22 protein-coding genes are annotated in these 21,206 nt (G+C 76.2%); 11 read left to right on the plus strand and 11 right to left on the minus strand.

Translation table 11 applies throughout. The features are described from left to right. Positions 1-69: 69 nt before the first annotated feature. Positions 70-267 (minus strand): hypothetical protein, encoded by a 198-nt coding sequence (locus ACI78V_RS11120; protein WP_456850960.1) that lies wholly within the window; start codon positions 265-267, stop codon positions 70-72. Between the two features lie 158 nt (positions 268-425). Here ACI78V_RS11120 and ACI78V_RS11125 point away from each other — a divergent pair, with 158 nt between their 5' ends. After that, positions 426-698, plus strand: coding sequence for a YciI family protein (locus tag ACI78V_RS11125; RefSeq protein ID WP_456850961.1), 273 nt, complete (start codon positions 426-428; stop codon positions 696-698). 106 nt (positions 699-804) lie between these two features. Continuing rightward, positions 805-1,197 carry a hypothetical protein gene (locus tag ACI78V_RS11130; protein ID WP_456850962.1) on the plus strand — a complete coding sequence of 131 codons (393 nt, stop codon included), beginning with the start codon at positions 805-807 and terminating at the stop codon, positions 1,195-1,197. Between the two features lie 92 nt (positions 1,198-1,289). Here the strand turns inward: ACI78V_RS11130 and ACI78V_RS11135 are convergent, their stop codons facing one another. Then, entirely contained in the window at positions 1,290-1,592 is a 303-nt protein-coding gene (locus tag ACI78V_RS11135; protein ID WP_456850963.1) for a hypothetical protein, read from the minus strand. Positions 1,593-1,837: 245 nt separating this feature from the next. On the opposite strand from ACI78V_RS11135, the gene ACI78V_RS11140 reads away from it, so the two are divergent. Continuing rightward, the gene (locus ACI78V_RS11140) at positions 1,838-2,041 is read left to right on the plus strand and encodes a cold-shock protein (RefSeq protein ID WP_012948038.1); all 204 of its coding nucleotides are present in this window, start codon (positions 1,838-1,840) and stop codon (positions 2,039-2,041) included. An 82-nt stretch (positions 2,042-2,123) separates the two neighbouring features. Here ACI78V_RS11140 and ACI78V_RS11145 read toward each other — a convergent pair whose 3' ends face one another. Together ACI78V_RS11145 and ACI78V_RS11150 are read right to left on the minus strand one after the other, a co-directional pair. Further along, positions 2,124-2,585 carry a hypothetical protein gene (locus ACI78V_RS11145; RefSeq protein WP_456850964.1) on the minus strand — a complete coding sequence of 154 codons (462 nt, stop codon included), beginning with the start codon at positions 2,583-2,585 and terminating at the stop codon, positions 2,124-2,126. 74 nt (positions 2,586-2,659) lie between these two features. Next, positions 2,660-3,304 (minus strand): hypothetical protein, encoded by a 645-nt coding sequence (locus ACI78V_RS11150; RefSeq protein ID WP_456850965.1) that lies wholly within the window; start codon positions 3,302-3,304, stop codon positions 2,660-2,662. Positions 3,305-3,498: 194 nt separating this feature from the next. Between ACI78V_RS11150 and ACI78V_RS11155 the strand changes: the two genes are divergently transcribed. The 3 genes from ACI78V_RS11155 to msrB are packed head-to-tail and all read left to right on the plus strand — an operon-like array spanning position 3,499 to position 6,752. Continuing rightward, positions 3,499-5,625 (plus strand): histidine kinase, encoded by a 2,127-nt coding sequence (locus tag ACI78V_RS11155; protein ID WP_456850966.1) that lies wholly within the window; start codon positions 3,499-3,501, stop codon positions 5,623-5,625. Next, entirely contained in the window at positions 5,618-6,274 is a 657-nt protein-coding gene (locus ACI78V_RS11160; protein ID WP_456850967.1) for a response regulator, read from the plus strand. The genes ACI78V_RS11155 and ACI78V_RS11160 overlap by 8 nt, the downstream gene beginning before the upstream one ends. 55 nt (positions 6,275-6,329) lie before the next feature. Continuing rightward, on the plus strand, positions 6,330-6,752 hold the full coding sequence (gene msrB, locus ACI78V_RS11165) for a peptide-methionine (R)-S-oxide reductase MsrB (protein WP_456850968.1): 423 nt from the start codon (positions 6,330-6,332) through the stop codon (positions 6,750-6,752). 45 nt (positions 6,753-6,797) lie between these two features. Here msrB and hemQ read toward each other — a convergent pair whose 3' ends face one another. From hemQ to hemE, 3 genes are all read right to left on the minus strand, one after another. Further along, a complete protein-coding gene (gene hemQ / locus ACI78V_RS11170; protein ID WP_456850969.1) occupies positions 6,798-7,514 on the minus strand; it encodes a hydrogen peroxide-dependent heme synthase in 717 nt (238 codons plus the stop codon). Positions 7,515-7,886: 372 nt separating this feature from the next. Beyond that, the gene (gene hemG, locus ACI78V_RS11175) at positions 7,887-9,263 is read right to left on the minus strand and encodes a protoporphyrinogen oxidase (RefSeq protein WP_456850970.1); all 1,377 of its coding nucleotides are present in this window, start codon (positions 9,261-9,263) and stop codon (positions 7,887-7,889) included. Continuing rightward, entirely contained in the window at positions 9,260-10,342 is a 1,083-nt protein-coding gene (hemE, locus tag ACI78V_RS11180) for a uroporphyrinogen decarboxylase (protein ID WP_456850971.1), read from the minus strand. Before hemE ends, hemG begins: the two co-directional genes overlap by 4 nt. Positions 10,343-10,413: 71 nt before the next feature. Between hemE and ACI78V_RS11185 the strand changes: the two genes are divergently transcribed. The 5 genes from ACI78V_RS11185 to ACI78V_RS11205 all read left to right on the plus strand — a co-directional run bounded on the left by ACI78V_RS11185 (position 10,414) and on the right by ACI78V_RS11205 (position 17,263). Then, a complete protein-coding gene (locus ACI78V_RS11185) occupies positions 10,414-11,043 on the plus strand; it encodes a DUF3000 domain-containing protein (protein ID WP_456850972.1) in 630 nt (209 codons plus the stop codon). A gap of 136 nt (positions 11,044-11,179) precedes the next feature. Then, complete coding sequence (locus ACI78V_RS11190) at positions 11,180-12,421, plus strand: HRDC domain-containing protein (RefSeq protein ID WP_456851046.1); 1,242 nt, start codon at positions 11,180-11,182, stop codon at positions 12,419-12,421. 92 nt (positions 12,422-12,513) lie between these two features. Then, positions 12,514-13,848, plus strand: a complete 1,335-nt coding sequence (locus ACI78V_RS11195; RefSeq protein WP_456850973.1) for a hypothetical protein — start codon at positions 12,514-12,516, stop codon at positions 13,846-13,848. Positions 13,849-13,958: 110 nt separating this feature from the next. Beyond that, on the plus strand, positions 13,959-15,164 hold the full coding sequence (locus tag ACI78V_RS11200) for a thiolase family protein (protein ID WP_456850974.1): 1,206 nt from the start codon (positions 13,959-13,961) through the stop codon (positions 15,162-15,164). Then, the gene (locus ACI78V_RS11205; protein ID WP_456850975.1) at positions 15,161-17,263 is read left to right on the plus strand and encodes a 3-hydroxyacyl-CoA dehydrogenase NAD-binding domain-containing protein; all 2,103 of its coding nucleotides are present in this window, start codon (positions 15,161-15,163) and stop codon (positions 17,261-17,263) included. The genes ACI78V_RS11200 and ACI78V_RS11205 overlap by 4 nt, the downstream gene beginning before the upstream one ends. 48 nt (positions 17,264-17,311) lie before the next feature. On the opposite strand, the gene ACI78V_RS11210 is transcribed toward ACI78V_RS11205, so the two are convergent. The 4 genes from ACI78V_RS11210 to ACI78V_RS11225 form a co-directional block, all read right to left on the minus strand. Then, positions 17,312-17,944: a hypothetical protein gene (locus ACI78V_RS11210; protein ID WP_456850976.1), complete on the minus strand. Its 633-nt coding sequence runs from the start codon at positions 17,942-17,944 to the stop codon at positions 17,312-17,314. A gap of 216 nt (positions 17,945-18,160) precedes the next feature. Then, on the minus strand, positions 18,161-20,074 hold the full coding sequence (gene dxs / locus ACI78V_RS11215; protein ID WP_456850977.1) for a 1-deoxy-D-xylulose-5-phosphate synthase: 1,914 nt from the start codon (positions 20,072-20,074) through the stop codon (positions 18,161-18,163). A 150-nt stretch (positions 20,075-20,224) separates the two neighbouring features. Further along, a complete protein-coding gene (locus tag ACI78V_RS11220) occupies positions 20,225-20,593 on the minus strand; it encodes a hypothetical protein (protein WP_456850978.1) in 369 nt (122 codons plus the stop codon). 65 nt (positions 20,594-20,658) lie between these two features. Further along, positions 20,659-20,889 (minus strand): DUF4177 domain-containing protein, encoded by a 231-nt coding sequence (locus ACI78V_RS11225; protein ID WP_456850979.1) that lies wholly within the window; start codon positions 20,887-20,889, stop codon positions 20,659-20,661. Positions 20,890-21,206 lie beyond the last annotated feature (317 nt).

Genomic DNA, 21,206 nt, shown 5'->3' on the forward strand with positions numbered 1-21,206 from the left:
CGGCCGTCCGTCCGCGGGTGGGTCTGACCGGGCCGGGCCCGGTGGCCGCCGCCGGGGGGTGCGCCGGGCTCACTCCCCGAGCCGCTCCAGCGTGACGGCGACGCGCACCCGGGCCTCGGCCACGCCGGGCTCCCGGGTCCCCCGGTAGCGGTCCAGGACGGCCGCGGCCTGGCGCAGCTGCGCGGGCGTCTTCGGCTGGTCGCTGTTCACCCAGCCGATGACCTCGTCGAGTTCGATGGTGCACCTCCCGGTCGTGTGAGCGTTCACAGACTGGCGGGGTGAGTGGCTCCCGGGGAGGGACCAAGGTCCGCGGTGGGGCACCTCACACCGCCGGTGCGGGCACCCCCGCGACCGGCGACGGCCCGGTGACCTCCCGCGCCCGGTCCGGTCCCCACGGACGCCGGTCGCGGCCAGGATGCCCCTGCATGAAGTACGTGATGACCTACCGCGCGGTCGAGGACTTCCTGCCGCTGGCCCAGCAGCACGGCCCGGCGCACGTCGCGCGGCTGCACGAGTTCCACGACCGGGGGCTGCTGCTCATGGTCGGCACCTTCGACGAGCCGATGAACGGCGACGCGATGGGGGTGTTCACGACGCGGGAGGCCGCGGAGGAGTTCATCGCCGGGGACCCGTTCGTGCGCCACGGCGTGGTCGCCGGGTGGACGGTGCGGCCGTGGAACGAGGTCCTGGCGCCCTGAGCCTCACCCCCAGGGGTGATCTGCCGGCGGCCGGGGGGCGACCGCCCTCCGCCCGGGGAACCGACCTGCCGTTGACGCGGTGACCGGTCCACGACGGAGGTGCACGGTGCGGGTCTCGTTCGCGGTGTACGGCGTCCTCTACGTCGTCGCCGAGATCGTGGGCGCCCGGCTGGAGTCGGTCGGCTGGCCGCGGCTGACCCCGCTCGACGTCGCCACCGCCGTCACCGACGCCTGCCTCACCGTGGCCGTCGGCCTCGCCGTCCTCGTCGGCCTGGACCTGGGTGGCCGGCGCTGGCAGCGCTGGGTGCGGGCCCGGCGGGCCGAGCAGGCACAGCGGGCCGGGCAGTACCGGGAGCTGCAGCCGCCGATCGGCGTCCCCTCGTGGCGGGCCGAGCCACTGGCGCTGCCCGCAGGGCCCGCACCGGCGCCCGCCCGCGACTACTCCGGGACCCCGTCGGGCGGCCGGACGTTCCCCGAGGAGCCCGGGCGCCTGCTCTGAGCAGCCCCGGTGGACACGCCGGGTGCCGCCCCGCCCCCGGCCGACCCCGCGGGACGGCGACGACAGGCGGCGCCGGGCGGCGCCGGCGCGGCTCACTCGCCGGCGAGCACCGCCGCTCCCGGCCCCAGCCCGTGCGCGGCCATGGCGGCCGGCCCACCCCGCCGGACCGCCCGGGCCAGCTCGGCCGCGTCGGCCGGCCCCGGCCGGGCGTCCCGGCCGGGGACGACCCGGCCCGCCTGGTCCCGGGGCATGCCGGCCGCGTCGGCGCGCGGCCAGAGCGAGCCGGCGTCCTCGAGCCGCTGGGCGAGGTCGGCGTCCAGGTCGCTGTCGGCGAGGTCCTCGACGTCCCACAGGACGATCGCAGCGGTGGGCAGGGGCGCGACGGTGGAGGTCATGTCGGGAGTCCGTTCCTCGGTCAGCCGGGTCGGTCCCGGCACCGAGGACACTCCCGCCGCCACCGCAGGCTCCCGACGAGGAAGCCGCAGGAGAGCCGCAAGACCTGCTCGGATGCGACGCGCCCGGCGGGACGAGGAGGGTGCCCGACACCCCGCCGGTGGCGATCGACGTCTAGGGTGGACGCGTCGGGAAGGCCCTGCGCTATGGCAGGACCCCGATGCACCACCTCAGCTAGGAGCGAGCAATGCCCGAAGGAACTGTCAAGTGGTTCAACGCGGAGAAGGGGTTCGGCTTCGCCACCCCTGACGGCGGCGGACCGGATGTGTTCGTCCACTACTCGGCCATCCAGACCAGCGGGTACCGCTCGCTCGACGAAGGCCAGCGGATCTCGTTCGACATCGAGCAGGGCCAGAAGGGCCCGCAGGCTGCGAACGTCAACCCGCTCTGATCTCCTGATCAGCCGCTGACCACCCGGTCGGCACCCAGCGCCCCCGTCCGGTCCTCCGGGCGGGGGCGCTGTCTTCTCCGGGCTACCGCGTGTGCGGCACGTACCCGCCGATGAGCGCCGACATGAGCAGCGCACCCGCGTCGGGCCCGACGGCGGCCGCGGAGTCGGCGAACGCCCGCCAGCGCGCCCGCTCGACGTCGGTCGGCGCGTTCTCCGCGCGGACGGTCAGCTGCTCGAGCAGCCGCTCCCACTCCCCCTGCGGCGTCGGCCAGAGCCCGGCCAGCCGGCGGGCCTCCGCCGAGATGCCGGTGAACCGCACGATCTCGCCGCCGTAGGTGGTCAGCGCCTCGACGTAGCCCGACGACACCAGGGCCCGCGCCGCGGCGACGACCTCCGGCTTGGGCAGCCCGCTGGCCGGCACGACCTGGCCCAGGTACGGGGCACCGCCGTACCTGGGCTCGTCGACCAGCCGGGCGATCGCCCGGAGCACCGGCAGGTCGCGGGTGAACCAGACGTCGGGCAGCGGGGAGTCGGGCACGGTCACCGGCCCAGTCTCCGCCGGGCACGGCGACGCCCCGCCACCCGGGTCACGGGGTGGCGGGGCGCCGGGGTCCGACGTCAGTCGCGGGCCCCGGTCAGCTCCGGCGTGCGGGCCAGGATGACGCCCAGGGCGACGTAGCCGACCAGCAGGTGCGCCGCACCGGCCACGCCCCCCACCGTGTTGCCGAACACGGCGTTGAGCGGGACGACGACCGGCGCCCAGCTCTCGGCGACCACCGGCCAGAAACGGGCCGCACCGCGCCAGCGGCCGGCGATCGCGATGCGGACGCCGATGGCGGCCATGCCCAGCATCGACAGCGGCCAGAAGGCGTCCAGCAGCAGGAACCACGTCTGGCCGTCGAACTGGCGCAGGAAGATCCACGTGAGCGTGGAGACGACCGCCAGGCCGAGGAGCACGTGCTCGGCGTGCAGGAAGAACCGCGCGAGCCGGCCGGTGCCGATCGCCCCGGTGCGCAGCTGGAGGGCCACGAGCGCCACCAGGCCCAGCTGGAACAGCAGCGAGGTCACGTTGTAGACCGTGTCCCTCCAGCCGGGGTCGGGGTTCGGGCCGAAGAGGAGGAGGCCGGCCGCCCACGCGGCGGACCCGGCGGCCACGGCGATCCCCGTGAACCGGGCGGACCGGGTGGAGGTGGTCGGGCCGACGGGGGCCGCGGCCGCACCCAGGTCGGTGCGGGCCGGTGCGGGGGTGGTGCTGAGGGACATCTCGTCTCCCGGGTCTCAGGTCGCGGTGCCCTGCGCACCGACTGGGAGAACCGTCTCGGGGCGGCGTCCCGGGCAGCCAGGGCGCGGCGCCCTCGATCCGGTCCCCGTCGCCGTCCCGGGCGACACGGGACAGCGGCCCCGTGACGGTCGGGACGCCGGCAGGCGAGGATCCCCGCGTGCACGTAGGAACCCCGGTGGCCGGGCCGCCCCCCTCGGCGCCGGAGGTCCGTCCCACGCCCCCCTCCGAGCGCCGCGCGCAGGACCCGTCGCGGGCGCTGCGACTGGCCGGCTGGCTGCTGGTCGCGGTCACGGTGGCCGCCGCGGTCGGTGCCGCCGTCCTCGACGTCCTGACGCCGGCTGCCGCCCGCGAGGCCGCCGAGGCCACGCCCGGCTGGATCATCGGGCTGCCCGGCGTCGGGCTCGCCGTCCCCGCGGCCCTCCTGCTGCGCCGCGTGCCGCGCAACGCGGTCTCGTGGGTCGTCGGCGGCACCGGCCTGCTGTGGGCGCTCGACGGGCTCGCACAGTCCTGGCTGACGTTCGCGCTGCAGTACGACCCCCCACTGCCCGGCGCGACGACGTCCTTCTGGCTCGTCAACCGGTTCGGCGCCTGGCTGCTGCTCGGGCTGCCGCTGCTGCTCCTGCTCTACCCCGACGGGCGGCTGCCGGCCGGGCGCTGGCGGCCCGTGGCCGTGCTGAGCCTGGCGTCCACCGCGCTGCTGCCGACGCTGCTCCTGGTGATGCCGTCGGAGATCGCCGACGCGCGGGCCGGCACGGAGACGCCGCAGCTCTACCGCTCGCTCGACCTGGACCCGACGAGCCTGCCGCTGCCGGAGGCGGTCGCCCTCCCGCTGCTGCGACTGGCGTTCCCCGCGGCGCTGCTGGGCGTGGTCGTCCCGGTCGCGGCCGTCGTCGCCCGGTACCGGCGGGCCGCCGGCGGGGAGCGGCGGCGGATGCGGTGGCTGCTGTGGGCCGCCGTCGTCGACCTGCTGGTGATGGTCACGACTCTGTTCGTCCGGGGGGACGAGGCGTCGTTCGCCCTCTCCGTGGCGGTCGCGCTCACGGGCGCCGCGATCGGCGTCGGCATCCTGCGGCCGCAGGCGCTCGACATCGACCGGCTGCTCGGCGGCACGCTGGTCTACGGCGGCCTCGCGGTCGCCGTCGTCCTGCTGGACCTGGCGGTCGTCGCCGCCGCCGGCACCCTGCTCGGGGACCGCCTCGGCGACCGCGACGCCACCCTGCTGGCCCTGCTCGTGGTCACCGGCCTGTACGTGCCGCTGCGCGCCCAGGCCTGGCGGCTGGTCCGCCGGTGGGTGCTCGGTGAACGGGAGGACCCCTACCGCGTCGTCTCCGGGCTCGCCGAACGTCTCGAGCGCTCCGACGGCGCCGAGGAGCAGCTCATGGCCGTCGCCGCCGGCATCGCCGAGGCGTTCCGCTCCCCCTACGTGGGCGTGGAGGTCGACCAGCCCGGCGGGCAGCACCTGCTGGCCGAGTCCGGCCGCCGTCCGGCCGCCGTGCAGTCCCTCCCGATCGCCTACCGCGGCGAGGAGGTCGGCCGGCTGCTGCTGCCCCGGGACGGCGTCCGCGCGCACCTGGTCACCCGCGACGAGGGGCTGCTCGCCGACGTCGTCCGGCAGGCCGCCGCGGCCGCACGCGCCGGCTCGCTCGCCGCCGAGCTGCAGGCCAGCCGGGAGCAGCTGGTGACCGCCCGGGAGGAGGAGCGCCGGCGGCTGCGGCGCGACCTGCACGACGGGCTGGGCCCCTCGCTGGGCGCCGTGGTCTTGCGCATCGACACCGCCCGCAACCTCGCCGCGACCCGCCCCGAGGAGGCCGACCGGCTGCTGCGCCAGGCCAGGGACGACGTCTCCGCCGCGCTGGCCGACGTCCGCCGGCTGGTGCACGACCTGCGCCCGCCGGCGCTGGACGACCTGGGCCTGGCCGGGGCGGTGCGCCAGCAGGCCGAGCGGCTGCTGGCACCCCGGGTCGAGGTGACGGTGGACGCCGGCGAGCTCGCCGAGCTGCCGGCCGCGGTGGAGGTGGCCGCCTACCGGATCGCCTCCGAGGCGCTGGCCAACGTCGCCAAGCACGCCTCGGCGACCCGGGTGCGGGTGTCCCTGGCCTGTGACGGGGACGGCGACCTGGTCGTGGAGGTGGCCGACGACGGCGTCGGGATCGCGCCGGGCGCGCCCGCGGGCGTCGGGCTGGTGTCGCTGCGCGAGCGGGCCGCGGAGCTCGGCGGTCACTGCTCGGTGGAGTGCCCGGCACCCCGGGGCACGGTGGTGCGGGCGGTGCTGCCCGCGGACGGAGGGAGTCGGCGTGGCTGAGCCGGAGGAGCCGTTGCGGGTCGCCGTGGTCGACGACCACCCGGTCTACCGGGACGGGCTGGCGGTGCTGCTGGGCTCGGTGCCCGGCCTGGTGGTGGTGGGCACGGCCGCCGACGGCGCGGAGGCGGTGGCCCTCGCCCGCGAGGAGCAGCCCGACGTCGTCGTCATGGACGTGCAGATGCCGGTGCTCGACGGGATCGAGGCGACCCGGCGGATCACCGCCGAGTCCCCGTCGGTCGGCGTCGTGGTGCTCACCATGAGCGAGGACGACGGCACCGTGTTCGCCGCCGTCCGCGCCGGCGCCCGCGGCTACCTGCTGAAGGGCGCCGACCAGGAGGAGGTGGTCCGGGCGATCACCACCGTCGCCGGCGGCGGTGCGGTGTTCGGCGCCGCCCTGGCCCGTCGCATCGCGGAGTTCTTCGCGGCCGGCCCCAGCGGGCCGGAGACCGCCTTCCCCCAGCTGACCGCCCGCGAGCGGGAGGTGCTCGACCTGGTCGCGGCCGGGCGGTCCAACGCGCAGATCGCCGCGGCGCTGTACCTGTCGCCGAAGACGGTCCGCAACAACGTGTCGAACGTGCTCACCAAGCTCCAGGTCACCGACCGGGCGCAGGCGATCGTGCGGGCCAGGGAGGCCGGGCTGGGCCGCTGACCGACAGGACCCGGCCGTGATCATCCGGCCACTTCGGCGTCGTACCGTGGAGCGCATGACGACGTCCGCGCAGAACCAGCCGAAGGTCACCAAGAGCGACGAGGAGTGGCGGGCGCAGCTGTCCCCGGAGGAGTACGCCGTCCTCCGCCAGGCCGGCACCGAGCGGCCCTGGACCGGCGAGTACGTCGACACCAAGACGACCGGCGTCTACACCTGCCGTGCGTGCGGGGCGGAGCTGTTCCGCTCCGAGACCAAGTTCGACTCGCACTGCGGGTGGCCGTCGTTCTACGAGCCGACGTCCGCCGACAACGTGGTGCTGCGCGAGGACCGCAGCCACGGCATGGTCCGCACCGAGGTGCTCTGCGGGACCTGCCACAGCCACCTGGGGCACGTCTTCGAGGACGCGCCGCAGACGCCCACCGGCGACCGCTACTGCATCAACAGCGTGAGCATCCGGCTCGAGCCCGCGCAGGGCTGAACCCGGGTGTGGGAGTGCGGCCTCCTGCACTCCCACACCCCGCTGTCACGGCAGGTCGGCGAGCAGCTCGGCCACGGGCTTGCGGACGCCGGTGTAGAACGGCACCTCCTCGCGCACGTGCCGCCGCGCCGCCGAGGCCCGCAGCTCACGCATGAGGTCGACGATGCGGTGCAGCTCGTCGGCCTCGAAGGCGAGCATCCACTCGTAGTCGCCGAGGGCGAACGAGGCGACGGTGTTGGCGCGCACGTCGGGGTACCCGCGGGCCATCTGCCCGTGCTCGGCGAGCATCGCGCGGCGCTCCTCGTCGGGCAGCAGGTACCACTCGTAGGAGCGCACGAAGGGGTAGACGCACACGTAGCGGCGGGGCTCCTCGTCGGCGAGGAACGCCGGGATGTGGCTGCGGTTGAACTCCGCCGGCCGGTGCAGCGCCATCTGCGACCACACCGGCTCCAGGTGCCGGCCGAGGGTGGTGCGGCGCAGCCGGGTGTAGGCCTCCTGCAGCGCCTCGGGCGTGGCGGCGTGCCACCAGACCATGACGTCCGCGTCGGCCCGCAGGCCGGCGACGTCGTAGACCCCGCGGACGACGACGTCCTTGCCGGCCAGCTCGTCGAGCAGGGCCTGCACCTCGTCGGCGGCCGCGGAGCGCTGCTCGTCGCCCAGCGGGCGGGCCAGCCGGAACACCGACCACATCGTGTAGCGGATGGTCGCGTTGAGCTCGTTGGCCCGCTTGCCGATGCTGCGCTGGTCGCTCTGCTCGCTCATGCGCCCATTCTCGCGCGCCGCCGCGGACAGCCGGTCGCGCGGGTCGGACACTGCCCGACCCGCTCGGCCACCGCATCGGGGCCCGCTACCCCGACGACGGCGACCCACGGCCGGTCGCCGGGCGGCGCGGGCCCCGACGGTGCCGGGTCAGGCAGCCGTGCCGGTGGACGGCTGCGCGGGCCCGGGCTCGTTCCTCGGGGTGGCGGCGTGCGCCTCGCGGCAGTCGTGGCAGGCGGCCATCCAGACGTGGTGGCGCAGGCAGCGGGGCGGTCGGGTGTCGGGTCGGATCGGGTGGTGCGGTGGTCTCACCTCGATCTCAACAACCGCACCCCGGCCGTGATGCCCGGGGGCCGTGGTGGCCCCGGCCACGCCTCAGGACAGCGCGTCGAGGGCGTGGTACGCGTCGCGGATGCAGGCGGGGACGCCGATCCCGCGGAACGCCGCACCCGCGATCGCCAGGCCGGGCACCGCGCTGACCGCCGTCCGGACCGCGTCCACCCGCTCCTGGTGACCCACCAGGTACTGCGGCAGCCCGCCGCCCCAGCGCACCACCCGCGTCGCCACGGGCTCCGGCCGGGACAGCTCCAGCAGGTCGGCGACGTCGGCGACCACGGCGGCGGCGAGATCGTCGTCACCGCGCTGCAGCTGCGACTCGTCGCGGAACCGGCCCACCGAGGAGCGGACGAGCAGGTGGGGGGCGGCGGGTCGCGGAGCCAGGTGCGGCCACTTCGCCGACGACACGGTGACGCCCTTGACCAGGCGGCCGGTCACCGGCGGCACCAGCAGGCCGGAGCCGGCCTCGACCGGCTGCGCGGGGAACGCCATCGCGACGACGGCCATCGACGCGTACGGGATGCCCCGCAGCGGCTCGACCGCATCCGGCGCCACCCGGGACAGCAGCCGCGCCGCCTTGGGGGCCGGCGCGGTGACGAGGACGGCGTCGGCGGTCAGCGTCTCCGGGGCGGCGGCCGGGCCGATCGAGAGCTCGAAGCCGCCCGCCGTCCGGGTCAGCGCGTGCGCGGGGGTGCCCAGCCGGACGTCGGCCCGGGACGCGGTCACCAGCGCCGCGGGCAGCGAGCCGATGCCGTCGTCGACGGTGACGAACACCGGCGCGTCGGCGTCGAACCGGCTGCGCGCCCCGGCGTCGCGGGCGGCGGCCGCCGCGCCGAGCACGGACCCGGCGCGCGGCAGGTGCGCGGCGAGCGCGGGCATGGTGGCGGTGAGGGACAGCTCGTCGGCCCGCCCGGCGTAGACGCCGCCGAGCAGGGGCTCGACCAGCCGGTCGACCACCTCGTCGCCGAGCCGCTCCCGGAGCAGGGCGCCGACGGCGACGTCGCCGTCCAGGCTGAGCGGCGGCAGGGCCGCCTCCGCGGCGACGCGCGCCACGCCGTCCGGGGTCAGGACGCCGTCGAGCCCGTCGGCCGAGGCGGGGACGCCGAGCACGGTCCCGGCCGGCAGGGGGAACCGCCCGTCGGGGAGCACGACCGACGCCTGCGTGGTGGCGGGCCGGACCAGCCGGGCGGCCAGCCCGAGCCGTTCCACGAGCTGCACCGCCTCGGGCACGCGGGCGAGCACCGCCTCGGGGCCGGTGTCGTACCAGTGCCCGGCCAGCTCGACCCGGTCCAGCTTCCCGCCGACGCGGTCACCGGCCTCCAGGACCACGATCTCGTCGTCCGGGCGTCGCCGGCGCCACTCGAACGCCGCGGCCAGGCCGGTGATCCCGGCCCCGACGACGACCAGCCGGCTCATCTGGTCGACAGCTCGTGGACCAGCTCGACGACGGAGGTGAGCACACCCGGGTCGGTGTCGGGCAGGACGCCGTGGCCGAGGTTGAACACGTGTCCGCGGGCGGCGCGACCCTGCTCGACCACACGGCGCACCTCACGGTCGACGGTCGCCCGGTCGGCGAGCAGGACGGCGGGGTCGAGGTTGCCCTGCAGGGACCGCTGCGGTCCGACCCGGCGCGCCGCCTCGTCCAGGGGCACCCGCCAGTCGACGCCCACGACGTCGGCGCCGGCGTCCCCGATGAGCGCGAGCAGCTCCCCCGTGCCGACGCCGAAGTGGATGCGCGGGACGTCCCGGTCGCCGAGCCCGTCGAAGACCGCGCGGGAGTGCGGCAGCACGCGCTCGGCGTAGTCCGCCGCCGACAGCACCCCGGCCCAGGAGTCGAACAGCTGCACCGCGGAGGCCCCGGCGTCCACCTGCGCCCGCAGGAAGGTGGCGGCGGAGACCGCCAGCCGGTCCAGCAGCCGGCTCCAGGCCGCGGGCTCGGCGTACATGAACGCCTTGGTGCGGGCGTGCTCCTTGGAGGGGCCGCCCTCGATCAGGTAGGTGGCCAGGGTGAACGGCGCGCCGGCGAAGCCGATCAGCGGAGTGGGACCGAGTTCGGCGACCAGCCGGCGCACCGCCGTCTCGAGGAAGGCCAGCCGCTCGGGCTCCAGCGGCGGCAGCGCGTCGACGTCGGCGACGGTGCGCACCGGCTGGGCCACCACCGGCCCGATCCCCGGCTTGATCTCGATGTCGACGCCGGCCACGACCAGCGGCAGCACGATGTCGGAGAACAGGATCGCGGCGTCCACCCCGTGCCGGCGGACCGGCTGCAGGGTGATCTCCGTGACCAGGTCGGGGTCCTGGCAGGCCTCGAGCATCGCCGTGCCGGCCCGGAGCGCGCGGTACTCCGGCAGGGAGCGGCCGGCCTGGCGCATGAACCACACCGGGGTCCGGCTCACCGGCAGGCCGCGCGCGGCGCGCACGAGGTCGGAGTCGGCCGGGCCGGTCGGACCGGCGGGGGTGGAGGAGCCGGGAGTGGTCGCGCCAACGGGGGTCACGACCGTCGATCCTCCCAGAACCGCGCGGCGCGTCGGCCGCGCGGGGCCGGTCCGCGCCCTACTCTGCGAGCGTGGAGCCTTCCAGCCTGGCCGGGGCCGGGCACGGCGCCGGCGACCGGGGCGGCGACGTCCCCCCGGAGTTCCGCGCTGCCCTGGAGGCGCTGGCCGGCGTGACCGCCCGGCCGGAGATCACCCTCGAGCCGATCCCCGCCCCCCAGCGGCTGGCGCCCTACGCCCACGCCGTGGCGGCGCTGGTCACCGAGCCGGACGGGGACGACGAGGTCGAGGTCGCCAGCGGCCGGTTCATCGTGCTGCACGACCCGGCCGGCCACGAGTCGTGGGCCGGCACCACCCGCTGCGTGGGTTACCTCTCGGCGTCCACCGACGAGCACATGGTCGACGACGCCATGTTCTCCGAGGTCGCGTGGAGCTGGCTCACCGACGCCCTCGCCGAGGCCGGTGCCGCCCACCACGCCGTCGGCGGCACGGTCACCCGCACCGCCTCCACCCGCTTCGGCGAGCTGGCCGGGCCGGAGCACTCCGTGGACGTCGAGATCCGCGCCTCCTGGACCGCGGAGGACAGCGCCCTGGACCGGCACCTGCTGGCCTGGCTGGAGGTGCTGGGCACGGCGGCGGGCCTGCCGCCGCCCGGCGTCCGGCTGCTGGGTCCCTCCGGCCCCTCCGGCGGCGGGACTCTCTAACATCGGTGTCCCGAGGGCGCGTCCGGCGCCCCCGCGCCGGCTGCCCCTCCCCCGGCCCCCGCGGTCCCGTTCCGCGGAGCTGCGTGCTGCCGGCGCTGCACATGGCTGACGACACGGGCGAGAAGGTGGACGAGCGCTGAGCACCGAGCCCAACCCGGCGCCGGACGAGGAGCAGACCGCTCCCCCGGCGGTCCCGCTGCTCGCTCCGCGCGACGGCCTGCCCCCGGTCATCGAGACCTCCACCGCGCTGGTGGAGTACGCCGACGCGCTGCGCGCCGGCACCGGCCCCGTCGCCGTGGACGCCGAGCGCGCCTCCGGCTACCGCTACGGCCAGCGCGCCTACCTGGTCCAGCTGCGCCGCGCCGGCGCCGGCACCGGCCTGGTCGACCCGATACCCCTGCCGGACCTGTCGGTCGTCCAGGAGGCGATCGGCGACGCCGAGTGGGTGCTGCACGCGGCCAACCAGGACCTCCCGTGCCTGGCCGAGATCGGCCTGGTGCCCACGCGGGTGTTCGACACCGAGCTGGCCGCCCGCCTGGCCGGGCTGCCGCGGGTGGGCCTGGGTGCCGTCGTCGAGTCGCTGCTCGGCTTCTCGCTGCAGAAGGGGCACTCCGCCGCCGACTGGAGCACCCGGCCGTTGCCCCAGGAGTGGCTGGTCTACGCCGCCCTGGACGTCGAGGTGCTCGTCGACCTGCGCGACGCGCTGGCCGGCATCCTCGAGGAGCAGGGCAAGACCGAGTGGGCGCGGCAGGAGTTCGAGGCGATCCTCGCCGCCGGCCCGCCCACCCCCAAGGCCGACCCGTGGCGGCGCACCTCCGGCGTGCACGGCCTGCGCAACCGCCGGCAGCTGGGCATGCTCCGCTCCCTCTGGCAGGCGCGCGACGAGCTGGCCCGCCGCCGCGACGTCGCCCCCGGACGCGTGCTGCCCGACGCCGCGATGGTCTCCGCCGTCCAGGCGGACCCGCGGTCGGAGGCGGCCCTGCTCGAGCTGCCGGTCTTCCGCGGCCGCGCCAACCGCAAGCTGGTGGGCACCTGGTTCGGCGCGCTGGTCCGTGGCCGCGAGCTGCCGGACGCCGAGCTCCCGCTGCACAGCAGACCCGGCGACGGCCCGCCGCCGGTGAACCGCTGGGCCGACCGCGATCCGGCCGCCGCCACCCGCCTGCAGGTGGCCCGCGCCGGGCTGGCCGAGCTGTCGGCGAAGCACAGCGTGCCGGTGGAGAACCTGCTGTCCCCCGACCTCGTCCGCCGGCTCATGTGGAGCCCACCCGAGCCGCGGGACGCCGGGTCGGTGGCCGCCGCCCTGCGCTCCGGCGGTGCCCGGGAGTGGCAGGTGGAGCTCACCCGCGACCTGCTCACCGACGCGGCCACCCGCGCCTGACGCGCTCCGCGCGCACGCCGGCCGTGTCACGCTCCTCCTGACCCCGCCGACGCGGCAGTCCGCCGGCGCCGGCGCGGGCGGGGAGCGGCACGATGAGCACCTCCGGCGAACTGCGCGGTGGGAGCCGCCCGGCTCTCGGCCGGCTCGTCGTGGTGGTGGTCGGCGCGGCCTTGGCCGCGGCGCTCCTCCTGCCGCACCAGGGACCGGCCCCCGCACCCGGTGGCCCGACCCCACCGCCCGCGGACGTCCTGGCCCCGCCGCCACGCGGCTCCCTGGCCGCCGACACCGCGTTCCTCGACGGGGTCCGCCGGCTGCCGTGGACGGCCCCCGAGTCGGCCGTCGGGCCGGGCATCCCCGATGCCCCGCTGGCCTCCCGTCGGGTGGTCTTCGCCGGGGACGTCCCCGGTGGGCGCTGGGCGCTCGTCGCCGGGGCGCACGCGCTGGTACCCGGGAAGCCCCCGCCCGGCGCCGAGGACGGGCGCCGGGACCTGGCCGTGGCGTGGTTCGCCGGGCCGCCCGGCGCGCCGCCGGGGCAGATGACGCTGCACACGGTGCCCCAGCGGGCCGCACCCGGGCGCCCGTCGGCGCTGCTGGACCCCCGCACCGGCGCCCTGGTGGTGGTCACCGCCCCCGGCGACGTCGTGGCGGTGTCGGCCCACCCGGAGATCGCCGCCGACGGCAGCGTCGGGCGCACGTACCGGACGGTGCCGGCGCCCGAGGGCGTGGCCGTCGTCGCACTGCCGCCGACCGGCCTGCCGTCGGCGTCCGCCGTCGCCTACCGGGTGCTCCGGGAGGGCGCTCTCGTCGCGTCCACCCGGCCCGACCTGGCCGAGCACGCGGCGGCGCCCGCGCCGGCCCCGCCGGCCGTCGAGCACTGGCGCGCGGCGCCGTCGGCGGCGGGCGAGCGGCTGGCCCGGGAGGTCGTGGCGGAGGTGCTGGCCCGGGTCGGTCTGCCGCGGACGGAGGTCGACGTGGCCCTGCCGTGGGTCGGGGACGTGCCCGGGCCCGACCGCACGACCGGCCTGGGCGTGGTGGTGACCGTGACCGTGCCCAGCGGAGCGGTCGTGGTGGCCGTCGAGTGGCGGCTGCCCGAGGCGAGCGGGCTCACGGCGGCGAACCCCTGCGCCCTCGCCGTCGAGCCCGCGGGGGTACCGGTGGACCGGCGCGTCCTCGCGGCCTCGTGCGCCGTGCTGGACGGCTGGACCGCGGCGGCACGGCCGAGCCTCGTGGTGGTCGCCCCGCGGGTGGTGACGACGGTCCGCGCGCACAGCTCGCGCGGCTCCTTCCTGGTCGAGCACCCTGCCACCGACGGTGTCGTCGTCGCGCCGTTCCCCCGGGGGACGGCGACCGTCGAGGCCGTCACCGCCGGTGGGGTCAGCCTCGGGCGGGTCCGGCTGCTCGGCCGGGGTGCCGACCTCGGCAGCTGACCGCCGGAGCTCCCCCTCGGGGTCGCGTCGGCTTGGACCTCCGGTTACCGACGGGTAACTTCACGGGGCCGTGCCCCGCCGGGCCGGTTCCGAACTGCTGCGGAGGTCCCATGTCCCGCTCGCTGCGCGAGGTCGTCTTCGTCGACGGCGTGCGCACCCCCTTCGGCAAGGCCGGCCCGAAGGGCATCTACGCCGAGACGCGCGCCGACGACCTGGTCGTGCGCTGCATCCGCGAGCTGCTGCGGCGCAACCCGTCGCTGCCGGCCGACCGCGTCGACGAGGTCGCCATCGCCGCCACCACCCAGGTCGGCGACCAGGGCCTGACCATCGGCCGCACCGCCGCCCTGCTGGCCGGGCTGCCGAGCTCGGTGCCCGGCTACGCCGTCGACCGGATGTGCGCCGGCGCGATGACCGCCGTCACGACGACCGCCTCCGGGATCGCCTTCGGCGCCTACGACGTCGCCATCGCCGGCGGCGTCGAGCACATGGGCCGCCACCCGATGGGTGAGGGCGCCGACCCGAACCCGCGGTTCGCCAGCGAGCGGATCGTCGACGGCTCGGCGCTGGTCATGGGCGCCACGGCGGAGAACCTGCACGACCGGTTCCCGCACCTGACCAAGGCGCGCGCCGACGCGTTCGCCCTGGCCAGCCAGCAGAGGTACGCGAAGGCGGTGACCGACGGCCGGATCGGCCCGGAGCTGGTGCCGGTCGCCACGCGCTCGGCGGAGCACGGCTGGGGCCTGGCGACGGTCGACGAGCCGCCGCGGCCGGACACCACCCTCGACGGGCTGGCGTCGCTGAGGACGCCGTTCCGCCCGCACGGCTCCGTGACCGCCGGCAACGCGGCGGGCCTCAACGACGGCGCCACCGGCTGCCTGCTCGCCGCCGAGGACGTCGCCCGGGAGCTCGGGCTGACCATCGGCATGCGGCTGGTCGTCTACGGCTTCGCCGGCGTCGAGCCCGAGGTGATGGGCGTGGGCCCGGTGCCCTCCACGGAGAAGGCGCTGGCCCGCACCGGCCTGGCGATCGAGGACATCGGCCTGTTCGAGCTCAACGAGGCCTTCGCCGTCCAGGTGCTGGCGTTCCTCGACCACTTCGGGATCGCCGACGACGACGAGCGGGTCAACCCGTGGGGCGGCGCGATCGCCGTCGGCCACCCGCTGGCCTCCTCCGGCGTCCGGCTGATGACCCAGCTGTCGCGCCAGTTCGCCGAGCGGCCCGACGTCCGCTACGGCCTCACCGCCATGTGCATCGGCCTGGGCATGGGCGGCACCGTGATCTGGGAGAACCCGAACTGGGAGGGCTTCGAGAAGTGAGCACCGCCACCGTCTCCGCCGACGAGGTCGTCACGCACGCCCGGGTCCGCTACCTGCGGGTGCCCGGCCTGGCCGGCGAGCTCGCCCTGGTCACCCTCGACAACGGGCACGACCACACCCGCCCGTCGACCTTCGGCCCCCGCGGGCTGGCGTCGCTGGACGCGGCGCTCGACGGGATCGCCGCGCACACCCCCGCCCCCGTCGCCATCGCGGTCACCGGCAAGCCGTTCGTGTTCGCCGTCGGTGCCGACCTGTCCGGCGTCCCCTCGATCCCCGACGCGGCCACCGCGCGGGGCATCGCCGTGACCGGCCACCGGGTGTTCCGCCGGCTGAAGGACTCGCCCATCCCGACGTTCGCCTTCGTCAACGGCGCGGCGCTCGGCGGTGGCCTGGAGCTGGCCCTGCACTGCCACCACCGGACCATCGCGACGACGTCGGTGGTCGCCTTCCCCGAGGCGTTCCTCGGGCTGGTCCCCGGCTGGGGTGGCACGCAGCTGCTGCCGAACCTGATCGGCATCGACGCGGCAGTCACGGTGGTCGTCGAGAACGCCCTGGCCCAGAACACGATGACGCCTGGTCCGGAGGCCGCGGCGCTCGGCATCGCCGACGCCCTGTTCGAGCCGGCCGACTTCCTGGAGCGGTCGCTCGAGTGGGCCGCCGGCGTCCTGCGCGGCGACGTGACCGTGTCCCGCCCCGAGGTGGACCGCTCCGCGTGGGACGACGCGATCGCCCGGGCCCGCAGGACCGTCGCCGCCCGGACCCGCGACGCCTCCCCCGGCGCGCTGCGGACCGTGGAGCTGCTCGACCTGGCCCGCAGCGGCGTGGACGGCGACGCGTTCACCGCGGGCACGGCTGCCGAGGACGACGCCCTGACCGACCTGCTCATGAGCGACGAGCTGCGGGCCGGCCTCTACTCGTTCGACCTGGTCAACCGGCGGGCCAAGCGGCCGGCCGGCGCCCCGGACAGGAGCCTGGCCCGGAGGGTCACCACGGTCGGCGTCGTGGGCGCCGGGCTGATGGCCTCCCAGCTCGCCCTGCTGCTCGTGCGGCGGCTGGAGGTGCCCGTCGTCCTCACCGACGTCGACCAGGCCCGTGTCGACAGGGGCGTGGGCTACGTGCACGGAGAGCTGGAGGAGCTGGCCGCCCGCGGCCGGCTGACGCCCGACGCGCTCAACCGGCTCCGGGGCCTGGTGACCGGCTCGCTGTCGAAGGAGGCGTTCGCCGACGCCGACCTCGTCATCGAGGCGGTGTTCGAGGAGCTGTCGGTCAAGCGGCAGGTGTTCGCCGAGATCGAGGCGGTGGTGTCCGAGACGTGCGTCCTGGCGACCAACACCTCGGCGCTCTCGGTCACCGAGATGGCCTCGGAGCTCGAGCACCCGGAGCGCGTCGTGGGCCTGCACTTCTTCAACCCGGTGGCGGTCCTGCCGCTGCTGGAGGTGGTGCGCGCCGAGCGGACCGACGACGCCACGCTGGCCACCGCCTTCGCCGTCGGGAAGGCGCTGGGGAAGTCCTGCGTCCTCGTCGCCGACGCCCCGGCGTTCGTGGTCAACCGGCTGCTGACCCGCTTCCTCGGCGAGGTCACCGCGGCCGTGGAGCAGGGGACGCCGGTGGCCGTGGCCGACCGCGCGCTGGACCCGCTGGGCCTGCCGATGACGCCGTTCGAGCTGCTCACGCTCGTCGGCCCGCCGGTGGCCCTGCACGTGGCCGAGCGGATGCACGAGGCCTTCCCCGACCGGTTCGCCGTCGGCGAGGGGCTGCGCAGGATGGTCGAGCTGGGCACGTCGTCGGTGTACCGCGAGCCGGGCGTCGTCGACCCGGACCTCGCCGCCGTCGGCTACGGCTCGCCCACCCACCCGGCCCCGCTGACCGAGGACCAGGTGCGCGAGCGGGCGGTGCGGGCGCTGGCCCAGGAGGTCCGGCTGATGCTCGACGAGGGCGTCGTCCAGGCGGTGCAGGACATCGACCTGTGCATGCTCCTCGGCGCGGGGTGGCCGTTCTGGCTGGGCGGCATCTCCGCGTACCTCGACCGCGCCGGCGTCTCCGAGGCGGTCACCGGGAAGCGGTTCCTGCCGCGCGGGGTGGCCTCCCTCCCCGGCTGACGGACGGCACCGCGGTGGTCCCCTGTCGGACCACCGCGGTGCACCCGCTCAGCAGGCCGGCATGGTCGCGTCGTCGGTGCCCGTGTAGACCGCGATGTCGGCGACGTAGCCGCCGTGACTGGTGTAGTTCCACAGGTCGCTGCTGTAGGCCGCCGAGGTGTCCGGGACGGGCTCGCCGCGCACGGTGCACAGGATGTAGACCAGGGTGCCCTGCGGCAGCGTGCCGATCACGGTCGACGTGGTGCTCGGCTCGCGGAAGAGGTAGGCGCTGGTGTACCCCCCGGCACCCACGTACCCCACCGCGTACTGGACAGCGGGGGTGCTCTGGATCGGCGCGGGCGCCGGGGGGACGGTCGTGGTGGGCACCGTCGTCGGCGGCAGTGTCGGCGCCGTCGTCGCGGGCACCGTCGTGGTCGGCGTCTCCGTGGTCGGGACGGTCGGGCTCGGCTCGGGCGACGACGGGCGCGCCGACGGCGGGTGCTGCCGCGCCGCCTCCTGTTCCATGACGAACAGCACGAGCGACGTCAGCAGGGAGAGCCCGCCGAGGAGGGAGGCGACGCCTCGGGCGACGCGACCGACCCGGGGGACGCGCCAGCCCAGGAACTCGAAGTCGCCGCCGACCACGGCGACGAGGATCAGGACGGCGCCGAGGGCGCCGAAGAGATAGGCCAGCGAGTCCATCGTCAACGCTTCTCACGTCGTACGGGCGCTGCGACCAGTGTGACGGCACGATGACCCGCTGCCACGTCCCCGCCCGCCGCCGTCGGGCCTCCCGCCACCTCCGGCGCGTGTCGGTCACCGTGCGGCGCGCCCCGCCCCACGCACGTGTCGCGGGCGCGACGGGCGCAGGGTCAGCGGAGCCGGCTGCCGGTGGTCACCGCATCCCGGCGACGACCCTCACGGCGTCTCCTCGACGACCTCCGTCACGCCGCCGTCGGCGCGCTCGGCCACCACCGCGGTCCACTCGGCGATCCGGCGGGCGACGTCCTGCTCGGTGAGGCCGGCATCGGCCAGCACCTGGCCGCGGCTGCCGTGCTCCAGGAACTCCTGCGGCAGGCCGAGGGTGCGCACCGGCACGTCGCAGCCGCGGTCCTGCAGCGCCTGGGTCAGCGTCGTCCCGACGCCACCGGCCCGGCCGCCGTCCTCGACGGTGACGACCAGCCGGTGCCCGGCGGCCAGCTCCACGAGCTGCGGGGCGACCGGCAGCACCCAGCGGGGGTCGACGACGGTGACGTCGATGCCGTGGTCGGCAGCGCGCTCGGCCGCGGCCAGGCACGTCGGCACCATGGAGCCGACGGCGACCAGCAGCACCTCCGGCCGGGCCCCGCGGCGCAGGACGTCGACCGGCCCGTGCCGCTCCAGTGCCGGCAGGTCGACCGGCGGCGCGCCCTTGGGGAACCGGACGACGGTCGGCCCGTCGGTCACCGCGACCGCCTCGCGCAGCGCCTCCCGCAGGGTCGGTTCGTCGCGGGGCGCGGCCAGCCGCAGGCCGGGCACGACGGAGAGGATCGACATGTCCCACATGCCGTTGTGCGAGGCGCCGTCGGTGCCGGTGACCCCGGCCCGGTCCAGGACGACGGTCACCGGCTGGCGGTGCAGCGCGACGTCCATGAGCAGCTGGTCGAAGGCCCGGTTGAGGAACGTCGAGTAGACGGCGACGACCGGGTGCAGGCCGCCCATCGCCAGGCCGGCGGCCGAGGTGAGCGCGTGCTGCTCGGCGATCCCGACGTCGAAGGTCCGGTCCGGGAAGCGCTCGGCGAACGCGGCCAGGCCGGTCGGGTGCAGCATCGCCGCGGTGATCGCCACGACGTCGGACCGCTCGGTCCCGATGCGCACCAGCTCGTCGGAGAACGCCGCGGTCCAGTCGCGGGCCGCGGCGGCGCTGGCGCCGCTGTCCGGATCGAACACCCCCGTGGCGTGCCAGGCGTCGATCTGGTCGGTCTCGGCCGGCGGGTAGCCGAAGCCCTTGGTGGTGACCGCGTGCACGATCACCGGCCCCCCGAAGGAGCGGGCGCGGCGCAGCGCGGACTCCATGACCTCGGTGTCGTGGCCGTCGACCGGGCCGATGTACTTCAGGCCGAGGTCCTCGAACATGCCCTGCGGGGAGAGGACGTCCTTGAGGCCCTTCTTGATCGCGTGCAGCGCGTCGTAGAGGGCCGAGCCGAGGACCGGGGCCCGGTGCAGTGTCTGACGGACCTGCAGCAGCGCCTGCTCGTACCCCGGCCGCAGTCGCAGGGTGGCCAGCGCGTCGGCGACACCCCCGATGGTGGGCGAGTAGGAGCGGCCGTTGTCGTTGACCACGATGACGACCGGCCGGTCCTGGGCGGCCGCGATGTTGTTCAGCGCCTCCCAGGCCATGCCGCCGGTGAGCGCGCCGTCCCCGATGACGGCGACGACCGGCCGCTTCTCCCCGCGGACGGCGAAGGCCTTGGCCAGCCCGTCGGCGTAGGACAGCGAGGTGGAGGCGTGGCTGTTCTCGACCCAGTCGTGCTCGCTCTCCGCGCGGCTCGGGTACCCGGACAGACCGCCCCGCTGGCGCAGCCGCTCGAAGCCCTCCACCCGACCGGTGAGCATCTTGTGCACGTAGCTCTGGTGCCCGGTGTCGAAGACCACCGGCTCGTACGGGGAGTCGAAGACCCGGTGCACGGCGATGGTGAGCTCGACGGCCCCCAGGTTGGGACCCAGGTGACCGCCCGTGCGGGCCACGCTGGTGACGAGGGCGTCGCGGATCTCGGCAGCCAGGGCCGGGAGCTGATCGGCGGGCAGCGCCTTCAGGTCGGCGGGGGTGCGGAGCGATCGCAGGAGCGACACGAGGAGGAGGTGTCCTCTCTGACGGCGGCAGGTGCACGGCTCGGCAGCGGCCGCCGATCAACTGTAGCCGCGTCCGCCCGGGTCTTCCGGTCGAGAGCGGGGGGGTGGATGCAGGGTCACAGCGCCGCACCCGGCGACGTCGGGGAGCGCTCACAGCCGGGGCACCCAGCGCTCGCCGCGCAGGGCGCCACCGACCACCTCGACGCCGCGCGCGGCGGCCGCCAGCCGGGCACCCTCGCGCTCGTAGGCGGTCATCGCGGCGGTCATCGCGTCGGCGGGCAACTCGTCGGCCAGGTCGACGCGGACCGTGCGCCAGCCCGCGCGGGCGGCCTCCAGCCCCGCGCGCACGTGGTCGGCGGCGAAGCGGGCGAGCAGCACCGGGTAGCGGCGCAGCACCTCGTGGGCCCGGTAGTCCGGTGGGACGAGGTCGAACAGCCACGCGACGGCGCTCTGCTCCCAGTCCGGCGCCCCGGGCGGGCGCACGGCGTCCGGCCAGCCCGGCGGCAGCGTCGCGTCCACCGCACCATTCTGCCCTGCGGTCGAACAGTTGTTCGACCGGCGCGCGCGGGTCGGCGGACGGACCCCTAGGCCGAGGTCGGCCGCTTGAGCCAGAACTGCTCGAAGCCCCACGTGCCGGCGCCGCTGGAGTGGTAGCTGACCAGCTCCCAGCCCTCGCTGCCCAGCCGGTTGAGCACCGAACTGGTGTCCCCGCTCTGCCGCTCCAGCGAGCCGCCGGGGAGCTTCACGCTCACCCCCGCCCGCTGGGACTCCGCGTCGTTGGCCGTGATGACCGAGGCGTACTCCCAGGTGGTCACGGGGAGCAACGGTAGCCGACCCCGGTCCGTGCCCGGACCGCCTGGTGGGACGAGTGGGGCGATCGGGGACCGGACCCTTCCGTCACCCACCCGTTCGAGCTAACGTGACGCACAGCGTTGGACCGACTCCACTGCGTGTCGGCAGTCCAGCGACCGGGTCGGCTCGACCCGTACCCCGCCGTCCACCGACCCGCCGAGGGGACCTCTCCACGCATGCCCGCCATCCGCCGGACGCCGTCCGGGCCGCCCCGCCCCCGACGCTCGCGCGCCGCCACGGTCATCGGGGGCCTGGCGGTCGTGGGCATCGTCGCGGGCAG

This window comes from Geodermatophilus sp. SYSU D00742, from assembly GCF_054049935.1.

Coding starts and splice junctions, on each gene's coding strand:
- ACI78V_RS11125 (WP_456850961.1), top strand. CDS start 426: ATGAAGTACGTGATGACCTACCGCGCGGTCGAGGACTTCCTGCCGCTG.
- ACI78V_RS11135 (WP_456850963.1), bottom strand. CDS start 1,592: ATGACCTCCACCGTCGCGCCCCTGCCCACCGCTGCGATCGTCCTGTGG.
- ACI78V_RS11140 (WP_012948038.1), top strand. CDS start 1,838: ATGCCCGAAGGAACTGTCAAGTGGTTCAACGCGGAGAAGGGGTTCGGC.
- ACI78V_RS11150 (WP_456850965.1), bottom strand. CDS start 3,304: ATGTCCCTCAGCACCACCCCCGCACCGGCCCGCACCGACCTGGGTGCG.
- msrB (WP_456850968.1), top strand. CDS start 6,330: ATGACGACGTCCGCGCAGAACCAGCCGAAGGTCACCAAGAGCGACGAG.
- hemQ (WP_456850969.1), bottom strand. CDS start 7,514: ATGAGCGAGCAGAGCGACCAGCGCAGCATCGGCAAGCGGGCCAACGAG.
- hemG (WP_456850970.1), bottom strand. CDS start 9,263: ATGAGCCGGCTGGTCGTCGTCGGGGCCGGGATCACCGGCCTGGCCGCG.
- ACI78V_RS11195 (WP_456850973.1), top strand. CDS start 12,514: ATGAGCACCTCCGGCGAACTGCGCGGTGGGAGCCGCCCGGCTCTCGGC.
- ACI78V_RS11200 (WP_456850974.1), top strand. CDS start 13,959: ATGTCCCGCTCGCTGCGCGAGGTCGTCTTCGTCGACGGCGTGCGCACC.
- ACI78V_RS11210 (WP_456850976.1), bottom strand. CDS start 17,944: ATGGACTCGCTGGCCTATCTCTTCGGCGCCCTCGGCGCCGTCCTGATC.